The organism is Rhodococcus sp. JG-3, from assembly GCF_000482405.1.
GTDB lineage: Bacteria > Actinomycetota > Actinomycetes > Mycobacteriales > Mycobacteriaceae > Rhodococcoides > Rhodococcoides fascians.
The window spans coordinates 2,630,067-2,645,143 of record NZ_KI519398.1 but is presented as its reverse complement, the minus strand read 5'-3'; the positions used below and the strand labels follow the sequence as shown (position 1 = coordinate 2,645,143).

General features: G+C 65.3%; 13 protein-coding genes. 10 read left to right on the top strand and 3 right to left on the bottom strand.

Annotation, left to right across the window (positions count from 1 at the left end; translation table 11 throughout):
- The 3 genes from K414_RS29405 to K414_RS0113895 all read left to right on the top strand — a co-directional run.
- The coding region (locus K414_RS29405; RefSeq protein WP_037220188.1) for an acyl-CoA carboxylase subunit beta at positions 1 to 1,329 on the top strand (1,329 nt) is incomplete at its 5' end.
- Positions 1,326 to 1,616 carry an acyl-CoA carboxylase epsilon subunit gene (locus K414_RS26980; protein WP_037219243.1) on the top strand — a complete coding sequence of 97 codons (291 nt, stop codon included), beginning with the start codon at positions 1,326 to 1,328 and terminating at the stop codon, positions 1,614 to 1,616. The genes K414_RS29405 and K414_RS26980, both read left to right, overlap by 4 nt.
- Positions 1,617 to 1,627: 11 nt before the next feature.
- Positions 1,628 to 2,296, top strand: a complete 669-nt coding sequence (locus K414_RS0113895) for a Maf family nucleotide pyrophosphatase (RefSeq protein ID WP_037220186.1) — start codon at positions 1,628 to 1,630, stop codon at positions 2,294 to 2,296.
- A gap of 15 nt (positions 2,297 to 2,311) precedes the next feature.
- Here the strand turns inward: K414_RS0113895 and K414_RS0113890 are convergent, their stop codons facing one another.
- Positions 2,312 to 2,755, bottom strand: a complete 444-nt coding sequence (locus K414_RS0113890) for a flavodoxin domain-containing protein (RefSeq protein ID WP_027496480.1) — start codon at positions 2,753 to 2,755, stop codon at positions 2,312 to 2,314.
- A gap of 115 nt (positions 2,756 to 2,870) precedes the next feature.
- Complete coding sequence (locus K414_RS0113885) at positions 2,871 to 4,244, bottom strand: hypothetical protein (RefSeq protein ID WP_027496479.1); 1,374 nt, start codon at positions 4,242 to 4,244, stop codon at positions 2,871 to 2,873.
- Between the two features lie 142 nt (positions 4,245 to 4,386).
- Here K414_RS0113885 and K414_RS0113880 point away from each other — a divergent pair, with 142 nt between their 5' ends.
- Positions 4,387 to 5,664, top strand: coding sequence for a glycosyltransferase (locus tag K414_RS0113880; RefSeq protein WP_027496478.1), 1,278 nt, complete (start codon positions 4,387 to 4,389; stop codon positions 5,662 to 5,664).
- A 5-nt stretch (positions 5,665 to 5,669) separates the two neighbouring features.
- Here the strand turns inward: K414_RS0113880 and K414_RS0113875 are convergent, their stop codons facing one another.
- Positions 5,670 to 7,016 (bottom strand): hypothetical protein, encoded by a 1,347-nt coding sequence (locus K414_RS0113875; protein WP_152530428.1) that lies wholly within the window; start codon positions 7,014 to 7,016, stop codon positions 5,670 to 5,672.
- A 550-nt stretch (positions 7,017 to 7,566) separates the two neighbouring features.
- Here K414_RS0113875 and K414_RS0113870 point away from each other — a divergent pair.
- The 6 genes from K414_RS0113870 to K414_RS0113845 all read left to right on the top strand — a co-directional run bounded on the left by K414_RS0113870 (position 7,567) and on the right by K414_RS0113845 (position 14,980).
- Complete coding sequence (locus K414_RS0113870) at positions 7,567 to 9,015, top strand: condensation domain-containing protein (protein ID WP_027496476.1); 1,449 nt, start codon at positions 7,567 to 7,569, stop codon at positions 9,013 to 9,015.
- A 118-nt stretch (positions 9,016 to 9,133) separates the two neighbouring features.
- The gene (locus K414_RS0113865; protein WP_027496475.1) at positions 9,134 to 10,588 is read left to right on the top strand and encodes a condensation domain-containing protein; all 1,455 of its coding nucleotides are present in this window, start codon (positions 9,134 to 9,136) and stop codon (positions 10,586 to 10,588) included.
- Positions 10,566 to 11,939, top strand: a complete 1,374-nt coding sequence (locus K414_RS0113860; protein WP_027496474.1) for a condensation domain-containing protein — start codon at positions 10,566 to 10,568, stop codon at positions 11,937 to 11,939. The genes K414_RS0113865 and K414_RS0113860 overlap by 23 nt, the downstream gene beginning before the upstream one ends.
- A 130-nt stretch (positions 11,940 to 12,069) precedes the next feature.
- Positions 12,070 to 12,966 carry a sulfurtransferase gene (locus K414_RS0113855; RefSeq protein ID WP_027496473.1) on the top strand — a complete coding sequence of 299 codons (897 nt, stop codon included), beginning with the start codon at positions 12,070 to 12,072 and terminating at the stop codon, positions 12,964 to 12,966.
- Positions 12,963 to 13,376, top strand: coding sequence for a SufE family protein (locus tag K414_RS0113850; RefSeq protein ID WP_027496472.1), 414 nt, complete (start codon positions 12,963 to 12,965; stop codon positions 13,374 to 13,376). The genes K414_RS0113855 and K414_RS0113850 overlap by 4 nt, the downstream gene beginning before the upstream one ends.
- Positions 13,377 to 13,510: 134 nt before the next feature.
- Positions 13,511 to 14,980, top strand: a complete 1,470-nt coding sequence (locus tag K414_RS0113845; protein WP_027496471.1) for a condensation domain-containing protein — start codon at positions 13,511 to 13,513, stop codon at positions 14,978 to 14,980.
- Positions 14,981 to 15,077: the final 97 nt, after the last annotated feature.

The following is a 15,077-nucleotide window of genomic DNA, read 5'->3' as shown; positions in this document are numbered from 1 at the left end:
GATGTGTGCGTGTTCTCCCAGGACGCGACCGTCTTCGGCGGCAGTTTGGGGGAGATCTACGGCGAGAAGATCGTCAAGGTGATGGACCTGGCGATCAAGACCGGGCGGCCGTTGGTGGGTATCAACGAAGGTGCCGGGGCCCGCATCCAGGAAGGGGTGGTCTCCCTCGGGTTGTACGGGGAGATTTTCCACCGCAACGTCCGCGCCTCCGGGGTGATCCCGCAGATCTCGGTGATCATGGGTCCCGCCGCCGGTGGGCACGTCTACTCCCCGGCCCTGACCGATTTCGTGGTCATGGTCGATGGCACCAGTCAGATGTTCGTCACCGGCCCCGATGTGATCAAGACCGTCACCGGGGAGAACGTGACGATGGAAGAGCTCGGTGGCGCGCACACCCACATGGAGAAGTCCGGGGTCGCGCATTACGTCGCGTCCGGGGAGCAGGACGCCCTCGACTACGTCCGCGACCTCCTGTCGTATTTGCCGTGGAACAATCGGGCCGATGCCCCGCGGACGGCCGCGTCGGATCCTGTTCTCGGATCCATCGAGGATTCGTTGACTGCGGAGGATCTCGAGCTCGACACGTTGATTCCGGATTCGCCGAACACTCCGTACGACATGCACGAGGTGATCCGCCGGATCCTCGACGACGACGAATTCCTGGAAGTGCAGGAGGGGCGGGCCCGCAACATCATCGTCGGGTTCGGGCGGATCGACGGCCGGTCGGTGGGGATCGTGGCCAATCAACCCACCCAGTTCGCCGGCACCCTCGATATCGATGCCTCGGAGAAAGCAGCCCGGTTCGTCCGCACCTGTGATTGTTTCAACGTTCCGATCATCACGTTGGTCGATGTGCCGGGGTTCCTGCCCGGGACGGGGCAGGAATACAACGGCATCATCCGACGTGGAGCGAAGTTGTTGTATGCCTACGGGGAGGCGACGGTCGGGAAGATCACCGTCATCACCCGTAAAGCCTATGGCGGGGCGTACGACGTGATGGGGTCCAAGCACATGGGTGCCGATGTGAATTTGGCGTGGCCGACGGCGCAGATCGCGGTGATGGGTGCCTCGGGTGCGGTCGGGTTCGTCTACCGCAAGCAGTTGCTCGAGGCCGCGAAGAACGGTGAGGACGTCGATGCGTTGCGGCTGACGTTGCAGCAGCAGTACGAGGACACGTTGGTCAACCCGTACGTCGCTGCCGAACGCGGGTATCTCGATGCGGTCATCCCGCCCAGTCACACCCGCGGTCAGATCGTGACCGCGTTGCGACTGCTCGAACGCAAACAAGTCACCCTCCCACCCAAGAAACACGGAAACATCCCACTATGAGCGACACGAATCATGACGCAGTGAGCGAAGCGAAGCATGACGACGTGAACGACGGTCAGGCCGATGCCACCTCGGGCATGTCCGCGGCAATCAGGGTCGTCAAGGGCAATCCGGACGACGAGGACGTGGCGGCTCTGGTGGCGGTGTTGACTGCGGCGCAGAACGATTCGGCATCGAGCGCGGATTCTCGGCCTCGGGAATTGTGGGGTGCACCGTCGTCGATGCATCGCGGCTTCGCGGCGCAGTCGGCGTATTCGTACGCCGCGTCGGGCCGATACTCGCGGTGACGGTGCCGCCCGTGACGACCCGGGCCGATTCGGTACGACTCGTTCTGGCGTCGGCGTCACCTGCTCGCCTCGGGGTTCTTCGTAGTGCCGGCGTGGAGCCGATCGTCCGGGTGTCGGGAGTCGACGAGGACGCGGTGACGGCCGAACTGGGGCCGTCCGCGTCCGCCGCCATCGTGGTCACCGAACTCGCGCGGGCCAAGGCCGCCGCAGTCGCCGAGACGTTCGCGGATTCTTCGGCGGATCTGGTGATCGTCGGGTGTGATTCGATGCTGTCGATTGCCGGTGAGCTGCACGGTAAACCGCACACCGTCGAGGTGGCCCGTGAGCGTTGGCGGACCATGGCCGGGTCGACCGGGGCGCTGTTGACCGGTCATGCCGTTCTGCGAGTGACCGCCGGAGTCGTGGTGGCGCAGGCTGCAGCGCACAGCTCGACAACGATTCGTTTCGCAACCCCGTCTGCTGTCGATCTCGACGCGTATCTGGCGTCCGGCGAACCTCTGCAGGTTGCGGGAGCTTTCACGCTCGACGGTCTCGGCGGCTGGTTCGTCGACAGCATCGAGGGTGATCCCTCGTCGGTGATCGGCATCGGCTTGCCGCTGGTTCGTACTCTTCTCGAGCGGGTGGGTACGTCGCTTGCCGCCCTCTGGGACGGCTCGCCGGACGACCCGATCGGGATCTGACCGGCGAGACCTACCTCAGGGCAACAGATCGATCAGCTCGCGAGCCCAGTCCTCGGCCATTGCCTTGGGCTTGATGTTCGACGAGCTGTCGTGCCGAGCGTGGGTGCCGACCTGCTTCGCACCGAGCTCGGTGAGCTTTTCGGCGATGATCTCGCCGCCGCGGTTGAAGGTGTCCTCGTATACCTTGTCTCCCAGACCGAAGACTGCGAACTGCAGTCCTGCGAGGTCGGGGGCATCCTCGACGAGTGCCTCGTAGAACGGCTCCGCGCCGGTGGGGAGCTCTCCGTCGCCGTAGGTGGAGCAGATGACGACGTGGAAGTCGTCCGTGTCGATGTCGGAGACCTCGTACTCGAGCATGTCTCGCACCTCGGCATCGTGATCACCGAGCACGTCCGCGATCTTGTCGGCGACCTCCTCGGCCGTACCGGTCTCGGACCCGAACAACACGACCACTGCCATGGATCGCTCCCCTTTCTCACATGCGCTCGAACACTCGAACAGTCGCAAAAGCATAGCCGTACCGGGGATCCCGCCGAAAATCCGCGTACGCCCGATGTTGTGATTTGTCTCGAGGTCACCAGAATTCGGCAGTCAGGCCCCAGTTCGTGTACTCGGCCTCGACCAGCCCACGCAGGTGCTCTTTGCTGGGGAACGCGTCCGGGTCGAGACCGGTGACGCACAGCGTCGCGCGGTCACCCGAGTCGTTCCACCAGGCACTGACCCCGCCGGCGGTGCGACGGAGCAACGCCACATCGGTGTTCTGGGTGATCGACCGCATCGCCACTGCCGCGGCGTCGACGCCTCCGATGGTGCGCAGTCGCGCGCCGCGATCGCCGAGGTTCGAGCACAGACACAGAGGTGCCGAGCCCGATGCCGCCAGCTTGGCGACGACGACGTCGGGCAACACCTGCATCAGTGGTTTGAGCAGCTCGAACACCGATGTCACCGTACTGTCGGCCTGGTCGGTGAACGCCTGCTTGCTCGATGCGCGGATGGCCGTCAGATCGTCGCGGTAGCCCTGTCCCCCGTCGACGTGAATGGACACCCCGGACGTCGCGTTGGCGCGACTGTCTCCGGGTGTTCGGGTGCTGACAGGAAGGGCCACCCGTACCCGGTCCTGCGGACCGACGCGTCCACTCGCGGTGAGAATGCCGAGCACGACCGCGACAAGGAGACTGTTCGAGCTCCCGCCCCTGCTCGCTGCGGCCGCGGCCCAGTCCCCCGATGCGCAGTCGACGACCACCGTGCTCGGTACCCACTTGCCTTCTCGAGCCGCGGTGACGGCCAGGGCACGGCTCGGCGTCGGGCCGGGTGCCGTGGAGCCCGCTGCTACCTCGCCGGACGAGGTTCGCGAACGTACCGCGTCCACTGCCGTACGTCCGAGCGCTCGCGCCATCCCGGACAATGCCGCACCGATCTGTCCGACGCCGTCCGCGATGTCGGCACGTACCGACGACCGCGGGGGAACGTGGTCGAGCCCGCCGCGAACGAAGTCGTCCGGAGTCGCCCGACCGGCGAGAGCTGCTGCCGCCGCAGAGGTCAGGGCACCGCCGTCACCGACCACGTGCGATCCGACGAGAGAGACCACCGTGCCGCCGCCGTCGACCGAGGTCGCCGACAAACGCCACGCAGGTCCGTCGATGGGGTCCAGCGTCACCGCTGCCTCGTTCTCGATCCACAGATCGATGCCGTCCCGGGCGATCGCGTGTCCGATGACGACCGGGGCGGCGGGCGTGCGGGCCGTGATCCAGCCATCGCGGGCACCGGGCACCGCCGAGCGTCGTACGGAGCGATCCAACGGGCCGGTAGCAAGCAACTGCCACATGGATTCGAGTGCGTCGAGCGGGACGGCCGAGTCGAACCGCCACACGATCTGATTGACCACGGGCACTTCGAGTACGCACTCCATGCGCAGGAACAGGTCGTCGTCGTACGTCAATCTCTCCACCACGAGAGACTATCCCTGCCCGCCCACGTAGGTGGAACGGCCGCAAATGTGTTTCCCGCCATATGTTTTCGTATCGGCTCGGTTCGGACGGTGCTGATAGGTTGGGGCTCTTCCCCACGCCGACACGTCTGCGAGTGCGCCTGTGAAGTTCGTGATGCCGTTCAACGGAAGCCGAGGCGACGTGACCCCCGGTATCGCTCTCGGGCTCGAACTCGCAGATCGCGGGCACGACGTGCTGTTCGGTGCCCCACCCAATCTCACCGATGTCGTGTCGGCTGCCACGGCATCCTCCGAACGTATCGAGGTTCAACCGTTCGGGCCCGACACGCAGCAGCTGTTGGAGTCCGATCTGGTCAGAGTGCGTATCAAGTCTCGAAACCCGCGGACCCGCTTTGCTGCGCTGTCCGAGCTGGCTCATCACGGCTGGGACGACATGACGTCCGAGCTGAACCGAATGGCGGCAGGGTGCGACGGAATCGTCACCGGCTCGCTCGGTCAAGAGATGGCTCTGAACGTGGCCGAATCGCACGGCACAGCGTTTGTGTCCCTGCACTACTGCCCCCTCAGGCGCAACGATGCAGTGTCGATCACACCGGGCGTGAACCTACCTGCCGTCGTCAATCGGTCGATGTGGGCGGCCCTCGAGGCACTGCGCTGGAAGTCGATGAAGAAGCGCGACAACGCGCAGAGGGCATCACTGGGTTTGCCTCCCACCACGGAGTCGACGCCCGTGAGGTCGGCGCGCTACGGCGGTATCGAGATTCAGGCCTACGAATCGGCGCTGTTCCCCGGGCTTGCCCGACAGTGGGGCCCGCTACGCCCGTTCGTCGGCTTCATCGGCCTGGTCGACGGAGTCACCGAGACGGATCCCGCGTTGCGCCGATGGCTCGACGCAGGAACTGCGCCAGTGTATTTCGGCTTCGGCAGCATGCCGGTGCCCGAACCGGCTGCACTGATGCGCATGATCGACAACGTCACCGATCGATTGGGCGTGCGCGCCCTGGTCTGCGCGGGCTGGAGCGATCTGCTGGAGTCCAATTCAGCCGTCCATCGATCGAACCCGAACGTCTTCGTCGTGAAATCGGTCGATCACGCGACGGTCTTTCCGCGCTGTCTGGCCGCGGTTCATCACGGCGGCGCAGGGACGACTGCAGCCTCGGCACGAGCCGGGCTGCCGACCCTGGTGTGCTGGTTCAGCGCCGACCAACCGTTCTGGGGATCCGCGCTGCGGCGCGTAGGAGCCGGGTCGAGCACGAAGTTCTCGACGTTGACCGAATCCGTTCTACAGCAGGGCATTTCCGATCTCATGACCGAAGACGCCCGGCTGGCCGCGCGAGCGCTAGCCGATACGATGACGCCTGCTCGAACGGCGACGGCCGCTGCCGCCGACATCACCGAAGCAGCAGCGCGCGACCGCTGACCCGCTCACCAGAAGCGTGCCGAGAGTCCCCATCTCCGAAGCGCCTCGGTCAGGTGTTCACGTAGTACGTGCTCGTCCGGGCATCGGTCGGGGTCCATGGCGTGGACGGTCACGGTCACACTGGTGCCGGTCTCGCTCGACCATGCGGTCAGACCGCCGTCGAGCGAACGAGCGAAGTCGGCGTCGGCTCCGGCGAACGTCGCTCGACCGGACACCGCCCGGGCAGCGATCCCCGCCACCGTCGTGAAGTCGTCGGGAAGAGAACCGAGGTTCGACGCCAGCCCTTCGGCACCGTCGCGGGGCTGCGGCACTCGTGCGACCACCGCGTCGGGCAGCATTTGAACGAGTGCCTGGGACAGGCCGTCCGGAGCGGCACCGGCGGCCTGAGCAGCGGCGAAAGCCGTGAACGCCGATTTGCTGGCGGCGCGGATCGGGCGGAGGTCCAGATCGGTCGGGTCGGCGATCGGCACGTCGATCTTGACGATCTTGGTGGCGTTGGACCGTGTGTCGGATGCGTCGCCGCGATCACTGACGGGCAGGGACCACTGCACCGTGTCTCCCACCGAAGCACGGCCGGCAAGTCCGGACGCAGCAGTCAGGACCGCCACGAACAGCGAATTGGATGTTCCTCCCCAGCGTTCCGCAGTCGATCGCCATGCATCGGCGTCCACCTCGGCAACCACGTGCGGGGATGTCCAGTCCGCCGCAGCCGCTCGCTCGGGAGCTGCCCGGTGTGGTTTCGGCCTCGACTGGGTGGCATCGGCAGGCTCGGAGCGTCCGGACAGAGGCAGAGCCTGCACCGCCGCGTTCACCAACCATCCACCCGCGGACCGAATTTGCTCGACGGCGTCACCGAAGTCGGAAGCGAGGGCCTCGAGGCCACCCGAGGCGGAGGCGACACGGGACGCGACGGAGTCGGAGTTCGCGGCACGGAATGCAGCGATCAGGGCACCACCGTCGGCGACCATGTGCGAGGCGACCAACGACAGCACCATGCCGCCGTCGCTCAGTCTCGTCGCCGCGAGTTGCCAACCCAATCCGGTCTCGGGGTCGATATCGGGATCGATACGGCCGTCCGCCCATTGCCGCACCATCGTCGGGTCTATGAATTCTGGATGAAAATCCAGTGAATGAGAGGCGGCCGACGGCACCCACCGATCTCGGGCCGTCGGAATTGCCGATCCCACCACCCTGCGCGCAAGCAGACCGTCGGACAGGTTGTCACGCAGTCTTTCCAGGTCTTCTCGCTGCACGACGTCGTCGAACCACCACAGGAACTGGTTGTAGACGGGAAATCCGATGCCGTGGTGCATTCGCAAGAAAAGGTGATCGGCAAATCCAATTCGAGTCACGCGCCGAACCTACTACATCGAAAGAAACGGGAAGGTGGTGCTGTTTTTCGTCGGTCGATTCATTCAATGTTTGCAATAAGTGCCATTCCACCGAGCGGACGCGCGAATGTGACTCCGGTCTCGGGGTGCCGGTCCGGCCCGAGGTCTGGGTTCCGAACCCGTCACCCGGATCGGCTCTCTCGAATCATCGGGCCCTGACGTGCGGTTACGCTGGAATCACAGTGCCGACGTGTGCGAGAATCAGTTTTCCGACCGACGTTCCACCCGTCGGTCAACCCCCTCGACAGTGACAAGAATTACTTTTACGCGTCGCGAAATAGTTTCGCTTTCGCCCTATTGTGAGTGCCGTACTCACGTCGACCGGACGGCGACTTCACGGTCCGTCGAATAGTTGTTCTTTCAATGTCGAAAGCATTGCGAGTGCACCCGATAAAAGCGAGCCGGACCGACGACTTCCGCCGTTACATCCACCACTCGACCGTAATCGAATGCCGATAGACACCACTACTGCCGAATACCGCTGGCCGAGCCCGGAACGGAAGAGGACACCATGGAATACACCGAACTCGCCGACTATCCACTTCCCGCCGGACGCTTGACCGAGTGGGTTCCCCGCGTCGACGACGCCCAGTGGGCTCTCGATCCCCGCGGGCTGTCGTTCACGCACGAGGACCATTGCGAGCGCAGCGCGCCGGGCTCCTGGATCGGCACGGTATTCGAGATCCATCGTCGCTACGACGTCGAGGCCGTACGCCGCACCATCGCCGCGTACATGGGTCGGCACGAGGCGTTCCGAACCAAGGTTCGTCGTGACGACCAGTCCGGTTCGTGGCAGCGCTTCACCGCACCGGTCGACGCCGTGCAGGTGACAGATCGCCCACACGCGGAGTCGCGATCGGAAACTCAGGTGTTCGGCCATCTGCAGTCGTGGTTCGGCGACACCGTGTCTCCGACGGCATGGCCGCATTTCGTTCTCGCCACCATCGAACCCGACGACGCGTCCCGCACTCTCGCCGGTGGGCCCGAGGAATCGTTCCTGCTCGCCTTCGCGGCCGATCATTCGGTCATGGACGCATACAGCCAGATCTATGCGATCAACGAGATCGACCGGCTTTACGCGCAGGCCCTCGACGGCATCGACCCGGAATTGCCCGAGGTGGGTAGTTACGTCGACTTCAGTCAGTCCGAACGGGCACTCGGCGACACCCTGACGGCGGATCACGGTGCCGTGCGAACGTGGCAGGACTTCCTCGCTGTCGAGGACGGCCGCTTCCCTGCTTTCCCGCTTCCGTTGGCGGGCGACCGGCCCCGCGCCGACACCGGCCCTGCGCCCCAGAGCAGCATCTCGTCGTGGCTTCTGACCTCCGAACAGTCGGACGGCTTCAATGCGGCGTGCCGCGCTGCCGGATACAACATGCAGGCCGGAATTCTTGCGGCGCTCGCATTGACGAATGCTCGCCTGTCCGGCAGTCGGTCTCTGCGCACGGTGATGCCGATGCACACCCGCGACGAGCAGAAGTGGGCCGCGTCGGTGGGGTGGTACGTCGGCATTCTTCCGATGGAGATCCAGCTCGACAACGCCTGCACCTTCGTCGAGGCACTCGAGGCCGCGGCCACCGCGGGCGCTGCGAACAAGGGCCTGGCCCGTATGCCGTACTCGAAGATCGCCAAGATCCTCGACTCCACCGAAATTCCCCGGTTCGTGGTCTCGTACATCGACCTGCGGTTCCTGCCCGACGCCGCCCAGTGGCAGGGGCGCAAGGGGCGGGCGCTCAGGAGCAACTGCCACGCCGACGACGAGGTCTACTTCTGGGTCAATCGCACACTCGAAGGGCTCAACATCTCGGCCCGCTTCCCCAGTTCGGATGTCGCGTCGACCAATGTCCATCGGTTCATCACCGAGTTCGTCGCGGTTCTGACGGCGGTCATCGACTCCGACGGCGGTAGCGATACGGTGCTCGCGGCGGCCCCGCCGTCGGTCGTCGTCGCCGCAGAATGAGCGTGGACGCAGAATAGGCGTGGACGCAGGAGAAGTGGATGCGCAGAGGACGGAGACGGCGGCGTAGGCAGCCGGTACGTTCCGTCCACTGCGCCCCGACCGGAAGAGTGAAGCGAACATGATCATCACCGCAATGGGCCGCTGGAACCCCGCGCCCGGCCGACTGCTCGAGTGGCATCCCACCGCGGCCGCACAGGCGAGCGCCGCTGCGGCACCGATCGATTCGACTCCACCGTCGTTTCTTCAGGAAGACCACCTGAAGGCAGCGTGGGCAGCGCGCGCACGTGGCGACGTGCACACGGCGTACACCGGGGTGGCCACCGAGATCGACGGCGACATCGACACCGAGGCGATGAGCCGTGCGCTGACTGCGTATGTGCTGCGGCACGAGGGTCTGCGGTGCTGGTTCGAGGTGGACGGCACCGACGTGGTTCGACACCTCGGCGGCCAGGAAGTTGCTCGTTTCGATACCGTCGACGCAGGTGAGACATCCGACGACGAGCAGTTCCAACACTATGTGCGGCAGCGCTTCTCGACCGAGGCCACCGCCGACATCTGGCCGGGGTTCGTCGTCGGAGTGGTATCGAGGCCGGGCAGCTTCACGCTGTACTACGGTGCCGATCACGCGTTCACCGATGGTGGTTCACAGGCTCTGGTCATCAGCGAACTGGCCGATCTGTACGCGATCGAGATCGGGGCGGATGTTCCGCAACCGGCTTCGGCGGGAAGTCACCTCGAGTACGCCGCCGACGAGCGCGCCCGGGCCGCGACGTTCGGTGCAGACTCCCCCGAGATCGCCGCGTGGCGCGACATCTTCACCAGGCACGAGGGCCGTATGCCTCGGTTCCCACTCGATCTGGGGCTTGCACCCGGCGAACGCGCCCCGGTCCGCATCGTCGAACGCCACCTGCTGGACCGAGAACTGACGGCAGCCTTCGATGCCGCGTGCAAGGCCGCCGGAGCACGGATGAGCAGTGGAATCTTCGCTGCCGTCGGCATCACCGACTTCGAGCTCGCGGGGAACGCGGAGTACTTCGGGATCACGGTGCTGAGCACTCGCCACCACGGTGACTACGGACAATCCCAGGGTTGGTTCGTCAACTTCGCGCCGGTCGCGTTCGACATCGCCGGTCACGAGCGCTTCTCCGACGTCGCCGGCCCGGCGCATGGGGGTTTCGAGCGGGCCAAGCAGATCGCCGAAGCACCGGTCCATGCGGTACTCGGCGCTCTCGCCGCAGACGGCACGCTCGGAAGCGAACTCGCCGTGAGCCCGAACATGCTCTCGTACATCGACTTTCGCTGGTTCCCCGGCGTCGGGCGAGATGCGGACACTCGTGCCAAGCATTTCACCGGCGAGGGCGCGACCTCCAACGCGTCGATGTGGATCAACCGCGACGGTGAGCATCTGTATCTGGTGGCGCAGACCCCCGACACGGCCGTCGCTGCCGAATCGGTCGAGCGGTACCACGCACACCTGGCATCGGTACTGGAAAAGATAGCGCGCACAGGCGATTACGTCCTGACGCCCGGTTCGGTTCAGGAGCGGGTCGGTGCGGGTCACCTCGATCACTGAGTACCATCCCGCGGCCGGTGTCGTCGTCGAATTCACCGCCGACGTCACCGGGGATGCACAACGGTCCCCGATTCCACCGTCGTTCAATCAACGGTTTCATCTGGGCGATCTGGGCGAGGCTCGGCGAGTATGGATCGCGGGCACGTTCGATGTGCCCGGCCGCATCGATGTCGACGCTCTCGCGTGGGCGTTCGCTCGACTGATCGACAGACACGACACTCTGCGCAGCTCGTTCGTCCAGGCGACCGACGGCCTGGACAGGATGCTCCATCGCCCCGGTTCGGTCGAGATCGCGGTGTCGAACCGGACCGAATTCGGTTGCCCGACCGAGCTACGTGAGCATCTCCGCCGAATACTCGAGTTACGTTGCGACGCACGACGGTTCCCGTCGTACACGTGCGTCGCGATCGACCGGCCGGACGTCTCGACGGTGGTCTGCGCATTCGACCACTCGAACGTCGACGCGCTGTCGATCGCGGTGACCGTGGACGAGGTTCGTGCCTGGTACGACGCGTACCGGCGCTGCCCGTCGAGTCCGAACATCGAGCTGAGTCCGGTGGGAGGATTCGTCGACTACTGCCGTATCGAAGCAACCGAGCCGGCAGTGGATCGCCATGACGAGCGCATGGTGCGGTGGTCGGAATTCCTTGTCCGGTGCGGTGGTACGACGCCGAGTTTTCCGTTCGACCTGGGACTGGCGGACGGTGAGACTGCTACGCAGGCAACCCTTGTCGCGCCGATCCTCGATGCCGACCGCACTGCCGAGTTCGAGCGCCTGTGTACTCGGTCGGGCGGCGGGATGTTCGCCGGGGTCGTGGCTGCGATCGGTCAGGCCTGCGCCACCATCGGCGGACCGCGGCAGATACCGTTCCTGTTCCCGTTGCACACCCGTCACGAGGATCGGTTCCGGCGGGCGCTGGGCTGGTTCACCACCAACGCCCCGATGACCGTGGACGTCGGCGACGTGCTCGTCGACACGATCGCCGCGGCCCAACGGGAGTTTCGTGCTGCGCTACCGCTGAGCACAGTGCCCATCCCCCAGGTGTTGGCATCCCTCGGAGACACGTTCACCCTCTCGCGAAACGACGTGTTCATGGTGTCGTACATCGACTACACCAGAATCGAGGGCCACCGCCGACTCGAAGAATCCAACGCACACCACGTCAGCAACGCGACGGTGTCCGACGACGCGCAGTTCTGGGTGTCGCGGACAGCCTCGGGTCTGGCTCTGCGGGCACGTTTTCCCGACACCGTCCTCGCGCACTCGGTCATGAATGCGTTCAGCGACGCGCTGGTCGCGCTGCTGGCCGAGGCGACCGACGAGGCCGCCACAACGGCCCTGACACGCTGAGACAGTACCGACGCAGCGCTCTGTGCCTGCGGCTCCCGCCACTCGGTGGCGGTACGGCATAGGATTGTCGACGGAGACCGTTCACCCCCGAGCGGGCCGCCAGCCGAATATCTTCCGTAGGAGCCGATACGTGCCTGTACCAACCGATTCCAACGCAATGTTCGCCGACTACGCGCATCCGGATCGTCTCGTATCCACCGAATGGCTGTCCGCTCATCTCGGTACGCCCGGGCTCCGCGTCGTCGAATCCGACGAGGACGTGTTGCTCTACGACGTCGGCCACATTCCCGGCGCGGTCAAGATCGACTGGCACCTCGACCTGAACGACCCGGTCACGCGCGACTACATCGACGGCGAACAGTTCTCGAAACTGATGAGCCGCAAGGGTATTTCACGTGACGACACAATCGTCGTGTACGGCGACAAGAGCAATTGGTGGGCCGCCTACGCACTGTGGGTGTTCACGCTGTTCGGACACCAGGACGTGCGGCTGCTCGACGGCGGACGTGATGCCTGGCTGTCCGAGAACCGTGACACCACACTCGATGTCCCCGAGTTTCCGGCGACCGACTACCCCGTCGTCGAGCGGAACGATGCACCGATCCGCGCATTCGCCTCGGACGTTCTCGGAGCTCTCGGCTCCGTGCCTCTGATCGACGTACGCTCCCCCGCGGAGTACACCGGCGAACGCACCCACATGCCCGACTACCCGGAGGAAGGTGCGCTGCGCGGCGGCCACATCCCCACCGCCGTCAGCATCCCGTGGGCCAAGGCAGCAGCACCGGACGGTCGATTCCGCTCACGCGCAGAACTGGACGAGATCTACTCCGAGACCTCGGCAACCGACGAGGTCATCGCGTACTGCCGCATCGGCGAGCGGTCGAGCCATACCTGGTTCGTGCTGACGCATCTGCTCGGGTACGAGTCCGTCCGCAACTACGACGGCTCGTGGACCGAGTGGGGCAATGCTGTGCGCGTTCCGATCGCCCGGGGCGAGGAGCCCGGATCGGCACCGGCCGCTCGATGAGTTCCCTTCCAGAATCGTTGGCCGAGATCGTCGAGGATTTCGCCGCAGTCGAGGGCCAGGACAAACTGCAGCTCCTGCTCGAATTCAGCCGGGAACTACCCCCGTTGCCGGATCACCTGGCCCAGGATGCGATGGAGCCGGTCCCCGAATGTCAGTCGCCGTTGTTCCTGTCGGTCGATGCATCCGATCCCGCCCGGATCGAGCTGTACTTCAGCGCGCCGCCGGAGGCTCCGACGACTCGCGGGTTCGCCTCGATCCTGGCGCAGGGGCTCGACGGTCTCAGCGCGCAGGAAATCCTCGACGTTCCGGACGATTTCTACTCGGCTCTCGGATTGAGCGATGCGGTGAGCCCCCTGCGTCTCCGAGGGATGTCGGCGATGCTTGCACGTATCAAGAGGCACTTGCGCTGACCTCGTGGTCGGCAGCGCCCGGCCTTCGTCTTGATCGATACACGCCGCCGTCGGTAGACTTCGGTAGTGGGCACCGTCGCCCGCTGTCCGAACAATCCCCCGAATGCGTCTGACGAAGGCTGGTTGCTGCCGATATGGAGTTCACCGAGTTGGCGGACTACGCGGTTCCCGCGGGCACGCTCACCGAATGGATTCCCAGTGTCGGCCCACACGCCCACACTCCCGAAGCCGCCGGGTGGCAGCCCGACCCTCGCCCGACGTCCTACGTCCACGAGGCGCACCTGCGTACCAGCCTGAGCAGCCCTCGCCGCGGACGCGAGTCGTGGCTCGGCGCGGCGTTCGAGATTGCCGGTCCCCTGGACAAGCAGGCTTTCCGGCGGGCGGTGCTGAACTGGATCGACAGACACGAAGCCATGCGGTCGAGCGCATCGATCGACGAGGCCACCGGTGAGATGACCCGGGTGACCGCTGCGCAGGGAGCCGTCGACATCTGGCAGGTCGAGCAGGAACGGTGTGCGCAATCGAGTGAAGTCTTCGAGCATCTTCAGTATCTCTTCGACGAGTTCACCTCGCCCCTGATCTGGCCCGCCTACGCGTTCGTCACTCTCGAACCACTGGACGAGACGCGGCCGATCACCGTCTTCTTCGCAGCAGATCACTCGATCATCGACGGCTTGTCCACTGTCCTGGTCGCCCACGAGATCGCGGCCCTGTACGGCGAGGAGCTGGGCGGGGCACCGGCCGCCCTGTTCGAGGCCGGCAGCTATCTCGACTTCGGGTCCTCCGAACGCGAGCGAAACGCCGAGTTGGAACATTCGCACGAGGCCGTCGCGATCTGGCGCGATCTGCTGATCGACGGGGAAGGCCAGCTGCCCGACTTCCCGCTCGACATCGGTGATCCCAGCCCGGACGACGTACCTCAGGGTGGGCTCTCTGCTTGGGTGCTCGACCCCGAGCAAGCCGATTCGTTCTCGGTCGCGTGCCGGAAGACCGGCAACAGTCTGTTCGCCGGATTACTGGGGGTCCTGGCCATCACCGGCGCCGAGCTGGGCGGGGGCACCCAATTTCGGACTGTCACCCCGGTACACACCCGGGACGAGCCGCAGTGGGCGTCGGCACTGGGGTGGTTCGTCGGACTGTGTCCCATCTCGTTCGACATCGCCGGCGCGGAGTCGTTCGGCTCGGTCGTGGCCGCAGCATCGGCCGAGGTGAAGAAGACCAAGCCGATTGCGCGGGTTCCGCTCGATCGGGTGTTCACCACCCTCGGCTACTCGGCCGGGCCACGTTTCGTCGTCTCGTTCATGGATGTGCGGTTCGCGCCGGCGGCAGAGCACTGGCCCGATTGGAACGCGCGTGCGCTGCGCAGCAAGCAGTACCAACACGACGTGTACATCTGGATCAACCGCACACCTCAGGGAATCAACATCGCGGCTCGCTATCCCAACACCGAGGTCGCAACTGCCCGGGTACACGAATACATAGGCACCTTTCGCGCCCTGCTGACCGAGGTGGCCGACACCGGTACCGCCTCCTTCTCTGCCGCAACGTCCCAGCATCCCGATCCCGGGCACTCCGATACCGGGCGGATCGCTACCAGCCAGTAGTCCCATCCTGTCGCCCTGGACGCGCCGCAGCGGCCTGGACCGATTGCAGCGACGACCGAGTCGGTGCTTAGACTCCGACGTGACGTTCGTGACGATG

Bases quoted from the DNA above. Each gene is read 5' to 3' on its own strand.
- K414_RS26980 (WP_037219243.1), top strand. From the start codon at position 1,326: ATGAGCGACACGAATCATGACGCAGTGAGCGAAGCGAAGCATGACGAC.
- K414_RS0113890 (WP_027496480.1), bottom strand. From the start codon at position 2,755: ATGGCAGTGGTCGTGTTGTTCGGGTCCGAGACCGGTACGGCCGAGGAG.
- K414_RS0113870 (WP_027496476.1), top strand. From the start codon at position 7,567: ATGGAATACACCGAACTCGCCGACTATCCACTTCCCGCCGGACGCTTG.
- K414_RS0113865 (WP_027496475.1), top strand. From the start codon at position 9,134: ATGATCATCACCGCAATGGGCCGCTGGAACCCCGCGCCCGGCCGACTG.
- K414_RS0113850 (WP_027496472.1), top strand. From the start codon at position 12,963: ATGAGTTCCCTTCCAGAATCGTTGGCCGAGATCGTCGAGGATTTCGCC.
- K414_RS0113845 (WP_027496471.1), top strand. From the start codon at position 13,511: ATGGAGTTCACCGAGTTGGCGGACTACGCGGTTCCCGCGGGCACGCTC.